We start from the raw sequence: 14,890 nt of genomic DNA, 5'->3' as shown, positions 1-14,890 counted from the left end.
AAAAATAAATCACTAATAATACAGTTATTAAGCCATCAATCTAAGCTGATAATAATGAAAAAATATTATTTACATAACGGTGTCGAAAGCAGCGGTCCATTCGATTTAGCCGAATTGCAAATGAAACAAATCACGGCAACAACGCCTGTATGGTTTTCAGGAATGCCTGACTGGAAAACTGCCGGCGAAATAGACGAATTACAATCTATTTTAAAAGTGATTCCGCCGCCATTTAAATCCGAGGTTCCAAAATCAATTCCTGAACCACAGCAAGAAGAAAAAATCGAAGAGGAAAATCCTAAGATTATGGGATTAAACAAAAGTACTTTTTATATCGTTTTTATATTCGTTTCATTAATTATTGGCAGTGTTATTTTGACTATTATTCAGGAAAAAAGAAGATTAGATTTCGAAGAAAAAAACGACAAAACAGAAAGAGAAAATCTCCAGTTTGAATTGCAGGAAAAAGAAATTCAGCAACAAAAACAACTTTTAATTGAACAGCAAAAACAAGAAGCCGAACGAATTACCAAAGAAAGAAGAGCAGCCATTAATGCTAAATTATCTGAAAATCAGGTTAAACAAATTGAATACCAAACCCGTTTGGAAGAAGCTAAAAACAAACTGGTTAAAGCATCAGAATTTCAGTTTTTTAGAACTGCTGATGAACGAACCAGAGAAATAAATGCTATTCAAGCTGAAATTACATCTTATACTAACGAAATACAATCACTTGAAAATGAAGCTAATCAATTAGGTTTAGAATTAGAAAAAATACAACTGAAAGAAAGACAAAATCCTTAAAATAAAACACATAGTTTCCTTCTTAAAACTAAAAAAATGCAAAACCGTTATTCTTTAGTTATTAGTCCTTCTGAAGAAATAATTGCTTTGGTAAAATCCATGAAACAAAAATTATCCAATGAAATTAAATTAATAGACAGAAAGGGCTGGTTTAATAGTAAAAATTCATTAGCACATTTTACTATCAATGAATTTATGGCTTCAAAAAGTGAGATTGAAATTATCAAAAAACAGCTTAACACTATTGCTGACAGTTTAAAACCAGTCGATGTTCATCTGAATGGATTTAATAATTATCAAAATGGTGCCTTTTTCATAACTCCCGATGAGGTTTCTAAAATAGCTTTGCAGCAAATGATGAAATACATCAACCAATCTTTCAGACCAAAAACACTTTTAAAAAATAACGAACCGCATTTGTCTATTGCACGTAAATTGAGTGATGAAAATTTAGCTATTGCTTATCGTTTGTTTTCAAATCCTATTGAATTGAATTTTGTTTGCAACAGTATTTCATTACGCCTTTTTAAGCCTGAAATCAAACAGTTTGAAATCATCGAACATTTTGAATTTAAGAATAATCCAAAACTAAACTTTGAGCAAAGAACTCTTTTTTAGCTTATTTCAAATTCCTGTTTGAAGATTGTCTGATAATCAATTCTGGTTCTAAAATAATTCGGTTAATCTTTTGCTTCGGATTAGTAATTCGTTGTAAAAAAGCTTCGGCAGCCAATTTTCCTATTTGGTCACTATGCTGATTTACGGTAGAAATAGAAGGCTGAGTCAAGGAAGTAAAAGGTTCATCACTAAAACCAATCAGGGCGATTTCTTCAGGAACTTTAATATTATTTTCTAAAAGTATCTGTAAAGCGCCAAGTGCAGCAATATCACCTGCCACATAAACCGCATCAGGTCTTTCAGGCGAATCTAATAACTGCTGCATAATTCGGCGTCCATCTTCCAGACGTAAATTACTTTCGATAATCCAATTATCAGGAGCTGCTAATCCTGATTTTTCCAGTGCATCTTTATAGCCACGAATTCTTTCCTTGTAAATTCGAATATGCTTAAAACCTGCAATATGAGCTATTCGGCTGCATTTTTGTGAAACCAAATGATCAACGACCAAATGACTACTTTTATAATCGTCAATACCTACATAATCGACATTTAATTCTTCTTCGCCTCTATCAAACAAAACCAATTCTGTTTTTGATTTTATTTTTTTATAATACTCTAAATCTGTAGTTTCGTTTGCCATCGAAGCAATAATTCCATCCACCTGAATTTTTAATAAAGTATCTATTTCCTGACATTCTTTGGCATACAATTCATTAGACTGCGTCATGATAATATTGTAACCATTCAGGTTAAGTGTTTTTTCGATATTTTCCATTACCGAAGAAAAAAAGTGACTATTCACTCGCGGAATAATTACTCCCACCAAATTACTTTTCCCTTTACGTAAAGCACTCGATAAATAGTTAGGCTGATAATCCAGTTTTATTGCCGTTTCTTTTACTGCCAGTTTAGTTTTCTCACTAATTCGTGGGTGATCACTCAATGCTTTAGAAACTGCCGAAGGTGTTAGCCCCAGTACAGCAGCAATATCTTTTATTGTAGATTTTTTTTTATTCTCCAATTAGTTTTTATATTTGTTCAATCTATGTAACAAAAATAGAATTTTAAACCAAAAACACAATGTATTCGTAGTTGTGTTTTTTTATTCTAGTATTGTTCAAACGTTGGAACAAATAAAATAACTTACTTATTATGAAATATATTGTTTGCGAAAAACCAGGTGAATTTATCTTAAAAGAAAAAGAAGCTCCTGTAAGAAAAGAAAACGAAGCCTTACTACAAATTAACAAAGTAGGAATTTGTGGAACCGATTTACACGCTTACGGCGGAAATCAGGCTTTCTTTAGCTACCCTAGAATTTTAGGTCACGAATTAGCTTCTACAGTTTTGGAAATTGGAGAAAATCCACAAGGAATTAAAGCTGGTGATAATGTTGTAATCATGCCTTACATAAGCTGTGGTACTTGTATTGCGTGCAGAAATGGAAAAACCAACTGCTGTACTAATATCAAGGTTTTAGGTGTCCATACTGATGGTGGAATGCAGGAACAAATAACTGTCCCTACTTCTATTCTTTTACCAGCAAACAATTTATCTGATGATCAAATGGCTATTGTTGAACCACTAGCTATTGGTGCTCACGCTATCCGCAGAGCAGCAATTGTTCCTGGAGAAACTGTTGCTGTGGTAGGTTGTGGTCCTATCGGAATTGGGATTATGAAACTGGCTCAAATTGCCGGTGCAAAAGTAATCGCTATCGATATGAACGAACAGCGTTTGGCTTACGCCAAAGAAAAAATCGGTGTTGATTATACTGTAAAAGCTGGGGAAAACACAGTTGAAGAAATTACAAAAATTACCAATGGTGATTTATGTACAGCGGTTTTTGATGCTTCAGGTCACAAAGGAGCTTTGGAAACTTGTCCAAATTATATGTCCCATGGAGGTCGTTTTGTATTGGTTGGTTTATCTAAAGGCGAATTAACATACAGCCATCCGGCAATTCATGCTAAAGAAATGACTTTAATGTGCAGCCGTAACGCGACTACCGAAGATTTTGAACACGTAATTAGCGTTTTAGACCAGTTCCCTACAGAATCATACATTAGCCATAATGTTCCTTATACTGAAATGATTGCTAATTTTGACAGCTGGTTAAATCCTGCAACAGGCGTAATCAAAGCTACAGTAGATTTTAAATTAAAATAATATGGTAATCGATTCACATCAGCATTTTTGGATTTACGAGTCCGAAAAACATGCCTGGATAGACGATGACATGAAAGTCATCCGCAAAGATTTTCTTCCTGAAGATTTAAAAACTGTTTATCAGGAAAACAATATCGATGGCTGCGTGGCTGTACAAGCCGATCAAACATTGGCAGAAACTGATTTCCTATTAGATTTGGCTCAAAAAAACGATTTTATCAAAGGAATTGTAGGCTGGGTTGATTTAAGAGCTTCTGATGTTGATACTGTTTTAGAGCATTACAGTAAATTTCCAAAACTAAAAGGTTTCAGACATGTAGTTCAGGGAGAAGCGGATCATAATTTCATGTTACGTCCAGATTTCCTAAACGGAATTGCTGCTTTAGAAAAATACAATTTCACTTATGACATTCTTATTTTTCCACATCAATTAGGAGCAGCATTAGAATTAGTCAGACGTTTTCCAAATCAGAAATTTGTTATCGATCATATTGCAAAACCTTATTTAAAAGACGGATTTTATGATGGTTGGGCAACTTTAATGAAAGCGATTGCTGAACATAAAAATGTATATTGCAAACTTTCAGGAATGACCACCGAAGCTGATTATAACAACTGGACTCCAGAACAAATAGAGCCTTACATGCAATTAGTTTTGGACGCTTTTGGCGCAAACAGAATCCTTTTTGGTTCTGATTGGCCAGTGTGTTTAGTTGCCGGAAATTATACAAAAACAAAAGAATTAGTAACCAATTTCATTGCAAAATTAAGTTCAGAAGAACAAGCTGCCATCATGGGAGGCAATGCAGTGCAATTTTATAAATTATAAATTTATGGATTTAGGATTAAAAGGAAAAGTAGTCGTAATTACTGGTGCAGCCGGACTTAAAGGAAGCATTGGAGAAACAATATTACAACATTTGGCTGCCGAAGGTGCAATTCCAGCAGTAATCGACAGAAACGATAGAGGATTTGCTTATATTGAAGAAATTCAAAAACAAGGAATTGATGGTTTATTTTGCAAAACTGATGTAACTAACCCAGTTCAAATAGAAGAAGCAATTGCTAAAATCGTTGCTAAATACGGTCGTATTGATGCTTTAATCAACAATGTTGGGGTTAATGACGGAGCCGGATTAGACGCTTCTTACGAGGAATTTATGGATTCTTTGAAACTGAACATGGTAAGCTACTTTGTAACTGTAAAAAGCGCACTTCCTCACCTAAAAGCTTCTAAAGGACCTATTTTGAATATCGGTTCTAAAGTTGGTTTAACAGGTCAGGGAGGAACTTCAGGTTACGCTGCTGCCAAAGGTGGTGTTTTAGGTTTAACCCGCGAATGGGCTGTAGATTTAATCAAACATTCGATAAGAGTAAATGCGATTATCATTGCCGAAAGCTGGACTCCTGCTTATGACACCTGGATTAAAACATTGGAAAACGGAGAAGAAAAATTAAAATCTATTGTGAAGAAAATTCCTTTGGAAAACAGAATGACAACTCCTGATGAAATTGCAGATACTTGCTTGTTTACTATTTCTGAAAGATCGTCTCATACTACAGGACAATTTATTTTCTGTGATGGTGGTTACGTTCACTTAGACCGTTCATTGTTAACAGAATAAAACATTTTATTTAAATAAAAAATCCGTCATATTTTCAGAATTAAATCTGAAGATTTTGACGGATTTTTTCGTTTCAAATGTTTTATAATTTACTGATATAACTCCCATAAATATCTTTAAACTGATAGCCATCATCAGTTCTATCCTTACTTAATTTTCGATATTCTACTAAGCCCCAAAGAATAAATTCTTTCATAAAAAACTTATCTTCTTTTGCTAAATCAGCCTGGTATTCTTTGAGTAAGATTTCCAATGGTACAATAGCCCCTAAAATATTTTGATAATCTTCATCAGAACAATCATCCAATAATTCGAAACCACTTTCAGCAAAAAACCATTCTACCAAATCCGAATAAGGCGTTTTATCATTTGGTTTTTCTAACTTTTCAATTTTAGGAAAATACGCTGGGAAAATTGTACGCACTGCCGAGGCTATTAAACTTTCAGCAACTGCAGCAGCTCCTTCCTGCTCTCCTTCGTAAACCAATTCTACTTTTCCTGTTATCGAAGGAATAATCCCCATAAAATCAGACAATCGCAAAGTAGTTCTATCAACACCAGCTTTTAAAGCACGGCGTTCGGCAGTACTTAGTAAATTTTGATAAGCGGTAATACTCATTCTGGCACTCACCCCACTTTTATGGTCAATAAATTCACTTTCTCTGGCTTCAAAACTAATTTGCTCCAATAAATCTTTAGCTAATGAAGGAACGTAAACCGTATCATTTTGAGCCGTATCTAATTTGGCTTCCTGTTCTGTAATTTTTCTGGCAATTTTTAGACTTTCTGGATAATGGGTCAAAATTTGAGAACCTATTCTGTCTTTCAATGGCGTAACAATACTACCACGATTAGTATAATCTTCCGGATTTGCTGTAAATACAAATTGCATATCGAGTGGCATTCGCACCTTAAATCCACGAATTTGAATATCACCTTCCTGCAAAATATTAAATAAAGCTACCTGAATTCTGGCTTGCAAATCGGGCAACTCGTTAATCACAAAAATACAGCGATTGGCACGCGGAATCATTCCGAAATGAATCACACGATCATCGGCATACGATAATTTTAAATTTGCTGCTTTTATCGGATCAACATCACCTATTAAATCGGCAACAGTAACATCTGGAGTAGCTAGTTTTTCGAAAAAACGTTCGCTTCGGTGCAGCCAGGAAATTGGAGTTGTATCGCCTTTTTCATCGATCAAATCTTTAGCGAAACGAGAAATAGGATTTAATGGATCGTCATTGATTTCTGAACCACTAACATACGGAATGTACTCATCAAGCAATTCAATCATTTTACGAGCCAGTCTGGTTTTAGCCTGACCACGAAGTCCTAATAAATTGATATTGTGACGCGAAAGAATAGCTCGTTCCAACTCAGGAATTACAGTGTTTTCAAAACCATGAACGCCTTCAAACGTAGGAATTCCTGATTTAATTTTTTCTCGCAAATTGTTTCGCAATTCGTCTTTTATAGTTTTGCTTTGGTATCCTGATTTTTTTAACTCGCCTAGAGTGTTTATATTTTCTATTTTCATGTTTTTTTTTATTTAACAACAAAGAGCACTAAGTTTTCGCAAAGCACACTAAGTCTATATCTAATATCTTTATTCTGTTCTCTAATATCTGATTTCTATTATCTGATTTCTGCTTTCTGTTAACTGCGTTCTGCTTTTTGATTTCTGCCTTCTGATTACTTCAATCTCTTTTTCCGATTTGTTTCATAATCTTCAAAAATCATTTCTCCCAAACCTTTTAAACCAGTATAAAAAGCTTTTCCCTGATTGGCTTCAGTAAATTTATTGACAAACTTTTGCAAATACGGATCGCTGGCAATCATGAAAGTGGTGATTGGAATGTGTAATTTTCTTGCCTGTTGCGCCTGAGTATAGCATTTGTCAACAATATATTCGTCGAGACCATTACTGTTCATGTAATATGAACCATCACGTTCTCTTACACAACTCGGTTTTCCATCGGTAATCATGAAAATTTGTTTGTTGGTATTTCGCTTTCTTCGAAGTAAATCCATTGCCAATTGCAAACCAGCAACGGTATTAGTATGAAAGGGGCCTACTTTTAAATAAGGTAAATCTTTGATCGCAATTGGCCAGGCATCATTTCCAAAAACCAAAATATCTAAAGTATCTTTTGGGTACCTTGTAGTAATTAATTCAGCCAACGCCATAGCTACTTTCTTGGCAGGCGTAATCCGGTCTTCGCCGTACAAAATCATACTGTGACTAATATCAATCATCAAAACGGTACTCATTTGAGCTTTGAACTGTGTATCTTCAACAACCAAATCATTTTCGGTAAGCATGAAGTTATCGACCCCATTATTAATTTGGGCATTGCGTAAACTTTCTGTCAGAGAAATTCTTTCCAGACTGTCGCCAAAATGAAATTCCCTGAATTCACCAGTATGTTCATCGCCGTTTCCGGAATGTTTTGTTTTATGATTGCCATTTCCAGAACGTTTTAAGTTACCAAAAATCCGGTCTAAGGCTTGTTGTCGTATGGCTCTTTCAGTTTTTGCAGTAATTCCAAGTCCTGAAGTTCCATCATCTTTGACTTCATCTTTGATGTATCCTTTTTTCTTTAAATCCTCAATAAAGTCGTCAATAGTATATTGTTCATCAGTCAATTTATATTCCTTGTCTAATTCCCTCAACCAATCGATCGCTTCATCAAAATCCCCCGAAGTATGTGTAATTAACTCTTTGAATATCTCAAAAAGTTTATCAAATGGGGATTGATTAGGAGCCTGGTACTGTTTAAAATAGAATCCTTTTTTATTGCTCTTTTCCATAATCCTTAAAATTACATCATTTTAAAATGTACTTGAACTGAACAGCTATTAATTTTAAGTTAAAAAGAAATTTAAAAACGGTATATAAAATTCCAAAGACAATCTTTCCCGAGTTTCTTGCGTAGAAAAACAGAATTAAAATGTATCAACAATTTATTTTTATCTACAAATCAAAAGTCCAGTTTTTAGATTTTCTATACAATAATTTACCTTCAGTAACTTCAAGCGGACAATCAAAATTATTAGCATAAAGTGCTCCGGTTCCTAAACCTTGCGGCATGGGATTTTGTAATGTATAAGTCCATTGGGCAATGGCATTTAAACCTACATTACTTTCTAAAGCTGAAGTTATCCACCAACCAATATTATACTTTTCGGCTAGCGTAATCCACTGTTGAGTACCTCTAAAACCACCTACAAAACTTGGCTTTAAAATGATGTATTGTGGCTTAATTCTCTGCAGTAATTGTTCTTTTTCTGTCAAAGTAAATACTCCTATCAATTCTTCATCTAAAGCAATAGGAAAAGGAGTGTTTTCACACAACCCTGCCATCCTGTCAGTGTTGTTTTTTTGAATAGGCTGCTCTATACTATGTAGTTTAAATTCAGCTAATTGATTTAATTTATTTAAAGCTTCATTTAAACAAAAAGCACCGTTAGCATCTACCCTAATTTCTACCTGCTCCGGTGTAAAATATTCTCTAATATAACGCAATAATTCCAGCTCTTTTTCGAAATCTATCGCTCCTATTTTGAGTTTTACACAACGAAATCCCTGAGCTAATTTTTCTTCGATTTGCTGCTTCATAAAAGCCGCCTCGCCCATCCAAATCAAACCGTTAATTTCTATTGCTTTTTCGCTTTCGGTAAAAGCGGAAGGAAACAACAAAAAAGGAGTTTCACTTATTAAAGACCGAAAAGCCATTTCGACTCCAAACTGTATCGAAGGAAACTCAATCAACGCTTCCCACAACGCATCTTTACCTAAATGAATATTAGCGCAAGTCCATTGTAGTTTTTCTTCATAATCCGGTCGATCATCCGCACTTAAACCTCTTAGAATTCCGCACTCACCTATTCCCTTTTTCCCGTCTTTTTCCAAGACTAAAAACCAGGTTTCTTTTTCGGTCATTACACCACGGGAAGTTCCAGATGGTCGTTTGAAATTAAGAATGTATTTATGGTAAGTTGCTTTCATTTTTTATTTTTTTACCGCTGATTTTTTTACCACAAAGAACACAAAGTTTTCCGCAAGGATCACAAAGGACAATATAAAATCCTTTATAGCTGTTCAATCCGCAGGGTTATTTCTAAAAAAAACTTAGTGAACTTAGCGAAAAACTTTGTGCCCTTTGCGGTTAAATCTACTAATTCAATAACTTCAAAACCCTTTCAAAATCTTCATTTTGAATTCCTGCTTTGGCGAAAGCCTGATAATCATCTTTGATTTTTTGAGTCCAGCTTAAACTATCAGTTACATTTTGATTTTGATATTCTTTGTAGATTGTTTTTGCTTTAGCATATTCATTATTTAACAAATAAGCGTGAGCTAAATTCAATTTCACTAACAACTCAGTATCATCTCGTTTTTCGCCTTCTTTCAGGGTTTTAATCGCTTTTCCGTATTGTTTGGTCAATAGATACCCATAACCCAAATTGCTGTAATCTAAAGCAGTTGCTTTTTGTTGGTTGACAATTTCGTTGTAGTTTTTTATAGCCGAGCCGTAGTCTCCTTTTTTAATATTATTGGAAGCTTTTGTTCTTAAATCATTAAAAAGGTTATTGGCAATTCCTGTTTCTTCAAAACAATTGGCTCCAAAATCTTTATACGCTTTAGCCTGTTCCATAGCCAACAACTTTTGAAATTCCTGAAAAGTATATTGTTTTTGGATTTTTTCTTCAATACAAACGCAAAAATCATCTGAATTAGCCATTTTTCGCGCTAATGCTGATGTTTTACATTGGTTAATGATATTTTTTCGGTTTTCTAAAGTCCAGCCACGGCTTAATTTAGCATCGACCCAAGGCACCACTTCCAGAACGATTTTTTGTTTCATTATCCAATTCGAACTTTCGAAACCAAAAAACAATTTAGTAGTATTTGCTTTTATACAAGCCGATTTATCAATTGATAGTCGTTTAGCATCTTTACTAACAGCTGTATTTTGAACCAAACAAGCATCGTTTGTTTCCCCTTTTGAACTGTAGTTTTTCGCTAATTCTTTTGTCGAAAAAATGGCATATTTGCATTTATCTTCTCCTGAAATTTTAGACATTAAAAACACAGCTCCTGCCGAACCCTGACTAATTCCGGTAGGATCAGGAATCGATTTTAAAACCGAAACCAGACTACTTGCCATTTGCTGATTGTTGTCAAGAAGCGTAATTCTAAAAATTAATTCGGTGGTTCCTGCGGGAAAATCATCGGTTTCTAAAATAATTCTATCCCTTGCTGAAACGGAAATTTCTTTATACGTAGCGCGTTCTTTGTCCCAATAACCCGTTTTTTGTGCCAATGCAACCTGACAAAAAAAACTAATCAATAATCCTAAAATTGTTTTTTTCACTAATGTGGTTGATTTTAATTTGATAAAAAATAAAAATCTACAATTCGATATTCTCTCCTATTTCGAGCAACATCAAATCTTTTCCTTTGTTGAAAAACTTTTGAATAGCTTCTTTCTGATCAATTTTTATGTATCCAAAAGTATCATAATGATAACCCAGAATTTTGTCACATTGTACAAAATCAGCCGCAATAATAGCGTCTTCGATATCCATTGTAAAATTATCGCCTATTGGGAAGATAGCTAAATCCAGTTTGGTACGCATTGGAATTAACTTCATATCCATTGTCAAAGCGGTATCACCAGCAATGTAGATGTTTTTATGTTCGCCTTCGATAACAAAACCGCCAGGATTTCCTCCGTTTGAACCATCAGGAAACGAACTCGAATGAATTGCATTTACATATTTTACTTTACCAAAATCGAAATTCCAGCTTCCACCGTGATTCATTGGATGCGATTGAAAACCTTTGGCTTCATAATAGCCTGCAATTTCAGCATTCGAAACAATCACCGCTCCCGTGCGTTTTGCAATGGCTTCCACATCCAGCACATGATCTCCGTGAGCATGTGTAAGCAAAATATAATCTGCTTTTAATTCGTTAATATCAATATGTTCTGCTAATGGATTTCCTGAAATAAAAGGATCTACAATAAGATGTTTTCCTCCCACCTTAATCCCTAAAGCTGCGTGACCGTAATAAGTAATTTTCATATTTAATATTTTAAGTGATGAGTAACTGGCGAATAGTAATTAGTTTTAACTAATGAATTATCTTCCTCCTAAAAATGCATTTACTACAATATCCGAGAAAAAGTAAATCATACACAATGACAACAATACTGAAAGCACAAAAGTACTTAAAGCTAACTTTTTTAATTCAGGATCTAACAACTTAGGCTCTTGATTGTTACGAACTGTAATTAAATGTTTAGTTAAAGGAATATAAGCCAGTAAAAATAAATATTGATCGAATTTGAATTCGCTTATAACTGCAAATATTAAAGTTAAAAGCATCGCTCCACCAACTAAAAAGTAGTGATATTTTTTTGCTTTTTCGCATCCTATTTTTACAACAATAGTATTTTTACCTGCCTTTTTATCTGAAGCTTCATCACGCATATTGTTTAGATTTAAAACTCCTACACTTAAAAATCCAACAGCCATAGCTGGTAAAATCAATTCGAAATCAAACTGTTTTGAATAAAGGAAATTCACTCCTAAAGTACTTACCAATCCAAAAAACACAAACACAAACAAGTCGCCATAACCACGGTATCCATAAGCTGTATTTCCAACTGTATAACGAATAGCCGACATAATGGCTAAAATTCCTAAAACAAGATAAAATAGCGAATAAAAAATATTAGTATCTCCAAATGCGTAATAAATCAATGCTATTGCCGAAAGCAAGGTTAAAAAAGAAGTAATAATGATAGCACGCTTCATAGCAGCAGGCGAAATCACACCGCTTTGAATAGCACGTTTAGGTCCTATCCTATCTTCATTATCGGTTCCTTTTACACCATCACCATAATCATTAGCAAAATTAGATAAAATTTGCAATCCTAAAGTTGTTAGTATAGCAAACCCAAAAAGTCTCCAGTTAAAGACTTCTGTAGGCGTTAATATTTCATCAGTAGGATGTGCCAAAGCATACATACTTCCCACAATAATTCCAGATACTGACAAAGGTAAGGTGCGCAGTCTTGCGGCTTCAATCCAGTGTTTCATTTTATTCTTTTTAGTTGCTAAGAAACTAAGTTTCTAAGTTTCTTAGCTTATATATTTTTCATAGTTACTACTATAAATCTGTTCACTGAGTACTGTGTACTGCTTACTGATTTACGGCAACCATTTCTTTTCAAAGTTAGGCTTTCTTTTTTCAAGGAACGCATTTCTGCCTTCTTTAGCTTCTTCGGTCATATAAGCTAATCTTGTAGCTTCGCCTGCAAAAACCTGTTGTCCCACCATTCCGTCATCAGTAAGGTTCATGGCAAATTTCAGCATTTTGATAGATGTTGGCGACTTCGCTAAAATTTCCTGAGCCCATTCATAAGCGGTAGCTTCTAATTCGTCATGAGGCACAACAGCATTGACCATTCCCATTTCAAAAGCTTCCTGAGCTGAATAATTACGTCCTAAAAAGAAAATTTCACGGGCTTTTTTTTGTCCGACCATTTTAGCTAAATAAGCAGATCCATAACCACCGTCAAAACTGGTTACATCGGCATCTGTCTGTTTGAAAATAGCATGTTCTTTACTTGCCAGAGTCATATCGCAAACCACATGCAAACTATGTCCGCCACCTACAGCCCAACCCGGAACTACAGCAATAACTGCTTTTGGCATAAAACGAATCAATCGCTGCACATCTAAAATGTTCAATCGATGGTAACCATCTTCTCCCACATAACCTTGATGTCCACGTGCTTTTTGATCGCCTCCGCTACAAAAAGACCAAATTCCGTCTTTAGTACTTGGGCCTTCAGCCGAAAGCAAAACTACTCCAATTGAAGTATCTTCCTGTGCATCATGAAAAGCATCTAAAAGTTCGGCAGTTGTTTTAGGTCTGAATGCATTTCTAACATTCGGTCTGTTGAATGCAATTCGGGCAACACCATTGCATTTTTTATAAGTAATATCTTCATATTCTTTTGCTGTAATCCAATCCATTTTTATGGGTTTAAATAATTTTAGCGTAAAAATAAATCATTTTTTTACATTTTATACTATAGGAAAGCAAAGTCCTATTCATAATTAAGCTATCTTTCATAGCAAGAGTAATCCTTATCCCGTTAATCTCATAAAATTGTTAAATTTCATCGAATAATTTGTTTTTTTTAAACAGCGAAAATTTTTTTTTATTAATTTTAGACATAGTTAGTTGAGGAATTGGTAAAATATTTACAATACAAATTAACTTAGAGAACTTCACTGATTTATTAACTTAAAAAAGGAATATTGAAACAAACAACAAGCTTTATCACTCTTTTTTGTACGTTACTAAATTTAAAAAACTTCGGAAGAAAAGAGCCCAAGAGGGAGACCCTAAATTTTATTAGAATTTACTCAAAGTAACACCAAGGGTAAACAATTTGGATTACTATACAAAGATTGAAACAATCATTAAAATGAATGCGTAAAATCCAATATTATAACTTTTGTACCAAAGGTTTCTAATGTGAAATGGTATTCTAAATAACATTTAAGAGGTAAAAAAAGATAAAGAAAAGAAAACGGAAAGAGAAACTAAAAAAAGGTTTCTAATTGTTAAATACATTATAGCCTATCCAAAAATAAGATTAGCTATAAAAGAGAAAGACTAAGCCAACAGACTTAGTCTTTCTTTTTTTTATTCATTAACGAGATAAATTCCGTCTTCCTTAATTTCGATAAGTTTCTCTTTGTACAAAGCTCCAATGGCTTTCTTAAAAGTCTTTTTGCTCATCTTAAGCACCGTTTTAATATCTTCAGGATGCGAGTTGTCATTTAATCTTAAAAAACCACGGCTTGCTCTCAATTCGTTTAGAATTTTTTCGGCATTTGGTTCAATACTTTCGTAACCTTGTTTTTGTAACGAAACATCTATTTTGTTATCAGGTCGAATGTTTTTAATGAAACCGCGCATTCTGTCTCCTGTACGAATACTATCATCATAAACCTCATCTTTATACAAAAGTCCTTTGTGTTTTTCGTTGATAATTACATTGATACCAATTTCAGTAATATGAGAAACTATCAGTTCTACTTCCTCTCCATTTTCAACTGTAATATTTTCGTTATCCAGAAATTGATTTGTTTTACTTGAAGCAACTAATCGATTAGTCTTTTTATCCATATAAAGGTAAACTAAATAACGTTTTCCCTTTTCCATAGGTCTGGCTTGTTCCTTAAACGGAACCAAAATATCTTTTTCCATTCCCCAATCCATAAAAGCACCCACCTGATTGATGTAATTAACACGCAAAAGTGCAAATTCATTCAATAAAATATAAGGTTCTAATGTAGTTGCTACCGGACGTTGTTCATGATCTAAATACACAAAAACAATAAGCTCCTCGCCTATTTCAAATTCGTTAGGGACATATTTATTAGGCAAAAGGACATCGTGAATTCCTTCCGGATCTTTTTCTGGATTTCCCAAAAACAATCCTACCTTAGTATCACGTAATATCGTTAAGCTATTGTATTTTCCTATTTTAAGCATTTTATTCTTTTTTCTAAGCTGCAAAGGTACGATGTTACGAAATGATTTTAACCGCAAAGTTCGCAAAGTTTTT

Annotated in this window: 14 protein-coding genes; 5 read left to right on the top strand and 9 right to left on the bottom strand. The window is 34.1% G+C overall.

What is annotated here, in order from left to right; genetic code table 11:
- The first annotated feature begins 54 nt into the window (after positions 1-54).
- Together FEM21_RS05890 and FEM21_RS05885 are read left to right on the top strand one after the other, a co-directional pair.
- Positions 55-804 carry a GYF domain-containing protein gene (locus tag FEM21_RS05890; protein ID WP_035658848.1) on the top strand — a complete coding sequence of 250 codons (750 nt, stop codon included), beginning with the start codon at positions 55-57 and terminating at the stop codon, positions 802-804.
- A gap of 36 nt (positions 805-840) precedes the next feature.
- Entirely contained in the window at positions 841-1,422 is a 582-nt protein-coding gene (locus FEM21_RS05885; protein ID WP_035658847.1) for a 2'-5' RNA ligase family protein, read from the top strand.
- Between the two features lies 1 nt (position 1,423).
- Here FEM21_RS05885 and FEM21_RS05880 read toward each other — a convergent pair whose 3' ends face one another.
- A complete protein-coding gene (locus tag FEM21_RS05880) occupies positions 1,424-2,446 on the bottom strand; it encodes a LacI family DNA-binding transcriptional regulator (RefSeq protein WP_035658845.1) in 1,023 nt (340 codons plus the stop codon).
- A 131-nt stretch (positions 2,447-2,577) separates the two neighbouring features.
- Here FEM21_RS05880 and FEM21_RS05875 point away from each other — a divergent pair, with 131 nt between their 5' ends.
- The 3 genes from FEM21_RS05875 to FEM21_RS05865 are packed head-to-tail and all read left to right on the top strand — an operon-like array spanning position 2,578 to position 5,219.
- Positions 2,578-3,594 (top strand): zinc-binding alcohol dehydrogenase family protein, encoded by a 1,017-nt coding sequence (locus FEM21_RS05875; RefSeq protein ID WP_035658844.1) that lies wholly within the window; start codon positions 2,578-2,580, stop codon positions 3,592-3,594.
- Between the two features lies 1 nt (position 3,595).
- Complete coding sequence (locus tag FEM21_RS05870; RefSeq protein WP_035658842.1) at positions 3,596-4,423, top strand: amidohydrolase family protein; 828 nt, start codon at positions 3,596-3,598, stop codon at positions 4,421-4,423.
- Between the two features lie 4 nt (positions 4,424-4,427).
- Positions 4,428-5,219, top strand: a complete 792-nt coding sequence (locus FEM21_RS05865) for an SDR family oxidoreductase (protein ID WP_035658840.1) — start codon at positions 4,428-4,430, stop codon at positions 5,217-5,219.
- 82 nt (positions 5,220-5,301) lie between these two features.
- Here FEM21_RS05865 and FEM21_RS05860 read toward each other — a convergent pair whose 3' ends face one another.
- The 8 genes from FEM21_RS05860 to FEM21_RS05825 all read right to left on the bottom strand — a co-directional run bounded on the left by FEM21_RS05860 (position 5,302) and on the right by FEM21_RS05825 (position 14,817).
- Positions 5,302-6,765 (bottom strand): AAA family ATPase, encoded by a 1,464-nt coding sequence (locus FEM21_RS05860; RefSeq protein ID WP_035658839.1) that lies wholly within the window; start codon positions 6,763-6,765, stop codon positions 5,302-5,304.
- Between the two features lie 155 nt (positions 6,766-6,920).
- Positions 6,921-8,039, bottom strand: a complete 1,119-nt coding sequence (locus FEM21_RS05855) for a vWA domain-containing protein (RefSeq protein ID WP_035658837.1) — start codon at positions 8,037-8,039, stop codon at positions 6,921-6,923.
- A gap of 163 nt (positions 8,040-8,202) precedes the next feature.
- Positions 8,203-9,237: an o-succinylbenzoate synthase gene (locus FEM21_RS05850; RefSeq protein ID WP_035658836.1), complete on the bottom strand. Its 1,035-nt coding sequence runs from the start codon at positions 9,235-9,237 to the stop codon at positions 8,203-8,205.
- Positions 9,238-9,406: 169 nt separating this feature from the next.
- Positions 9,407-10,606 carry a tetratricopeptide repeat protein gene (locus tag FEM21_RS05845; protein ID WP_035658835.1) on the bottom strand — a complete coding sequence of 400 codons (1,200 nt, stop codon included), beginning with the start codon at positions 10,604-10,606 and terminating at the stop codon, positions 9,407-9,409.
- A gap of 37 nt (positions 10,607-10,643) precedes the next feature.
- Positions 10,644-11,321 (bottom strand): metal-dependent hydrolase, encoded by a 678-nt coding sequence (locus FEM21_RS05840; RefSeq protein ID WP_035658834.1) that lies wholly within the window; start codon positions 11,319-11,321, stop codon positions 10,644-10,646.
- A gap of 57 nt (positions 11,322-11,378) precedes the next feature.
- Positions 11,379-12,341, bottom strand: coding sequence for a 1,4-dihydroxy-2-naphthoate octaprenyltransferase (menA, locus tag FEM21_RS05835; RefSeq protein WP_035658833.1), 963 nt, complete (start codon positions 12,339-12,341; stop codon positions 11,379-11,381).
- Between the two features lie 111 nt (positions 12,342-12,452).
- A complete protein-coding gene (locus FEM21_RS05830; RefSeq protein WP_262486548.1) occupies positions 12,453-13,316 on the bottom strand; it encodes a 1,4-dihydroxy-2-naphthoyl-CoA synthase in 864 nt (287 codons plus the stop codon).
- Between the two features lie 646 nt (positions 13,317-13,962).
- A complete protein-coding gene (locus FEM21_RS05825) occupies positions 13,963-14,817 on the bottom strand; it encodes a CvfB family protein (RefSeq protein WP_035658830.1) in 855 nt (284 codons plus the stop codon).
- Positions 14,818-14,890 lie beyond the last annotated feature (73 nt).

The organism is Flavobacterium seoulense (assembly GCF_000695795.1).
GTDB classification, from domain to species: Bacteria; Bacteroidota; Bacteroidia; order Flavobacteriales; family Flavobacteriaceae; genus Flavobacterium; species Flavobacterium seoulense.
This window is presented reverse-complemented; position numbering and strand designations above follow the sequence as displayed.

Coding starts and splice junctions, on each gene's coding strand:
- FEM21_RS05855 (WP_035658837.1), bottom strand. CDS start 8,039: ATGGAAAAGAGCAATAAAAAAGGATTCTATTTTAAACAGTACCAGGCT.
- FEM21_RS05850 (WP_035658836.1), bottom strand. CDS start 9,237: ATGAAAGCAACTTACCATAAATACATTCTTAATTTCAAACGACCATCT.
- FEM21_RS05860 (WP_035658839.1), bottom strand. CDS start 6,765: ATGAAAATAGAAAATATAAACACTCTAGGCGAGTTAAAAAAATCAGGA.
- menA (WP_035658833.1), bottom strand. CDS start 12,341: ATGAAACACTGGATTGAAGCCGCAAGACTGCGCACCTTACCTTTGTCA.
- FEM21_RS05875 (WP_035658844.1), top strand. CDS start 2,578: ATGAAATATATTGTTTGCGAAAAACCAGGTGAATTTATCTTAAAAGAA.
- FEM21_RS05865 (WP_035658840.1), top strand. CDS start 4,428: ATGGATTTAGGATTAAAAGGAAAAGTAGTCGTAATTACTGGTGCAGCC.
- FEM21_RS05870 (WP_035658842.1), top strand. CDS start 3,596: ATGGTAATCGATTCACATCAGCATTTTTGGATTTACGAGTCCGAAAAA.
- FEM21_RS05890 (WP_035658848.1), top strand. CDS start 55: ATGAAAAAATATTATTTACATAACGGTGTCGAAAGCAGCGGTCCATTC.
- FEM21_RS05840 (WP_035658834.1), bottom strand. CDS start 11,321: ATGAAAATTACTTATTACGGTCACGCAGCTTTAGGGATTAAGGTGGGA.
- FEM21_RS05885 (WP_035658847.1), top strand. CDS start 841: ATGCAAAACCGTTATTCTTTAGTTATTAGTCCTTCTGAAGAAATAATT.
- FEM21_RS05825 (WP_035658830.1), bottom strand. CDS start 14,817: ATGCTTAAAATAGGAAAATACAATAGCTTAACGATATTACGTGATACT.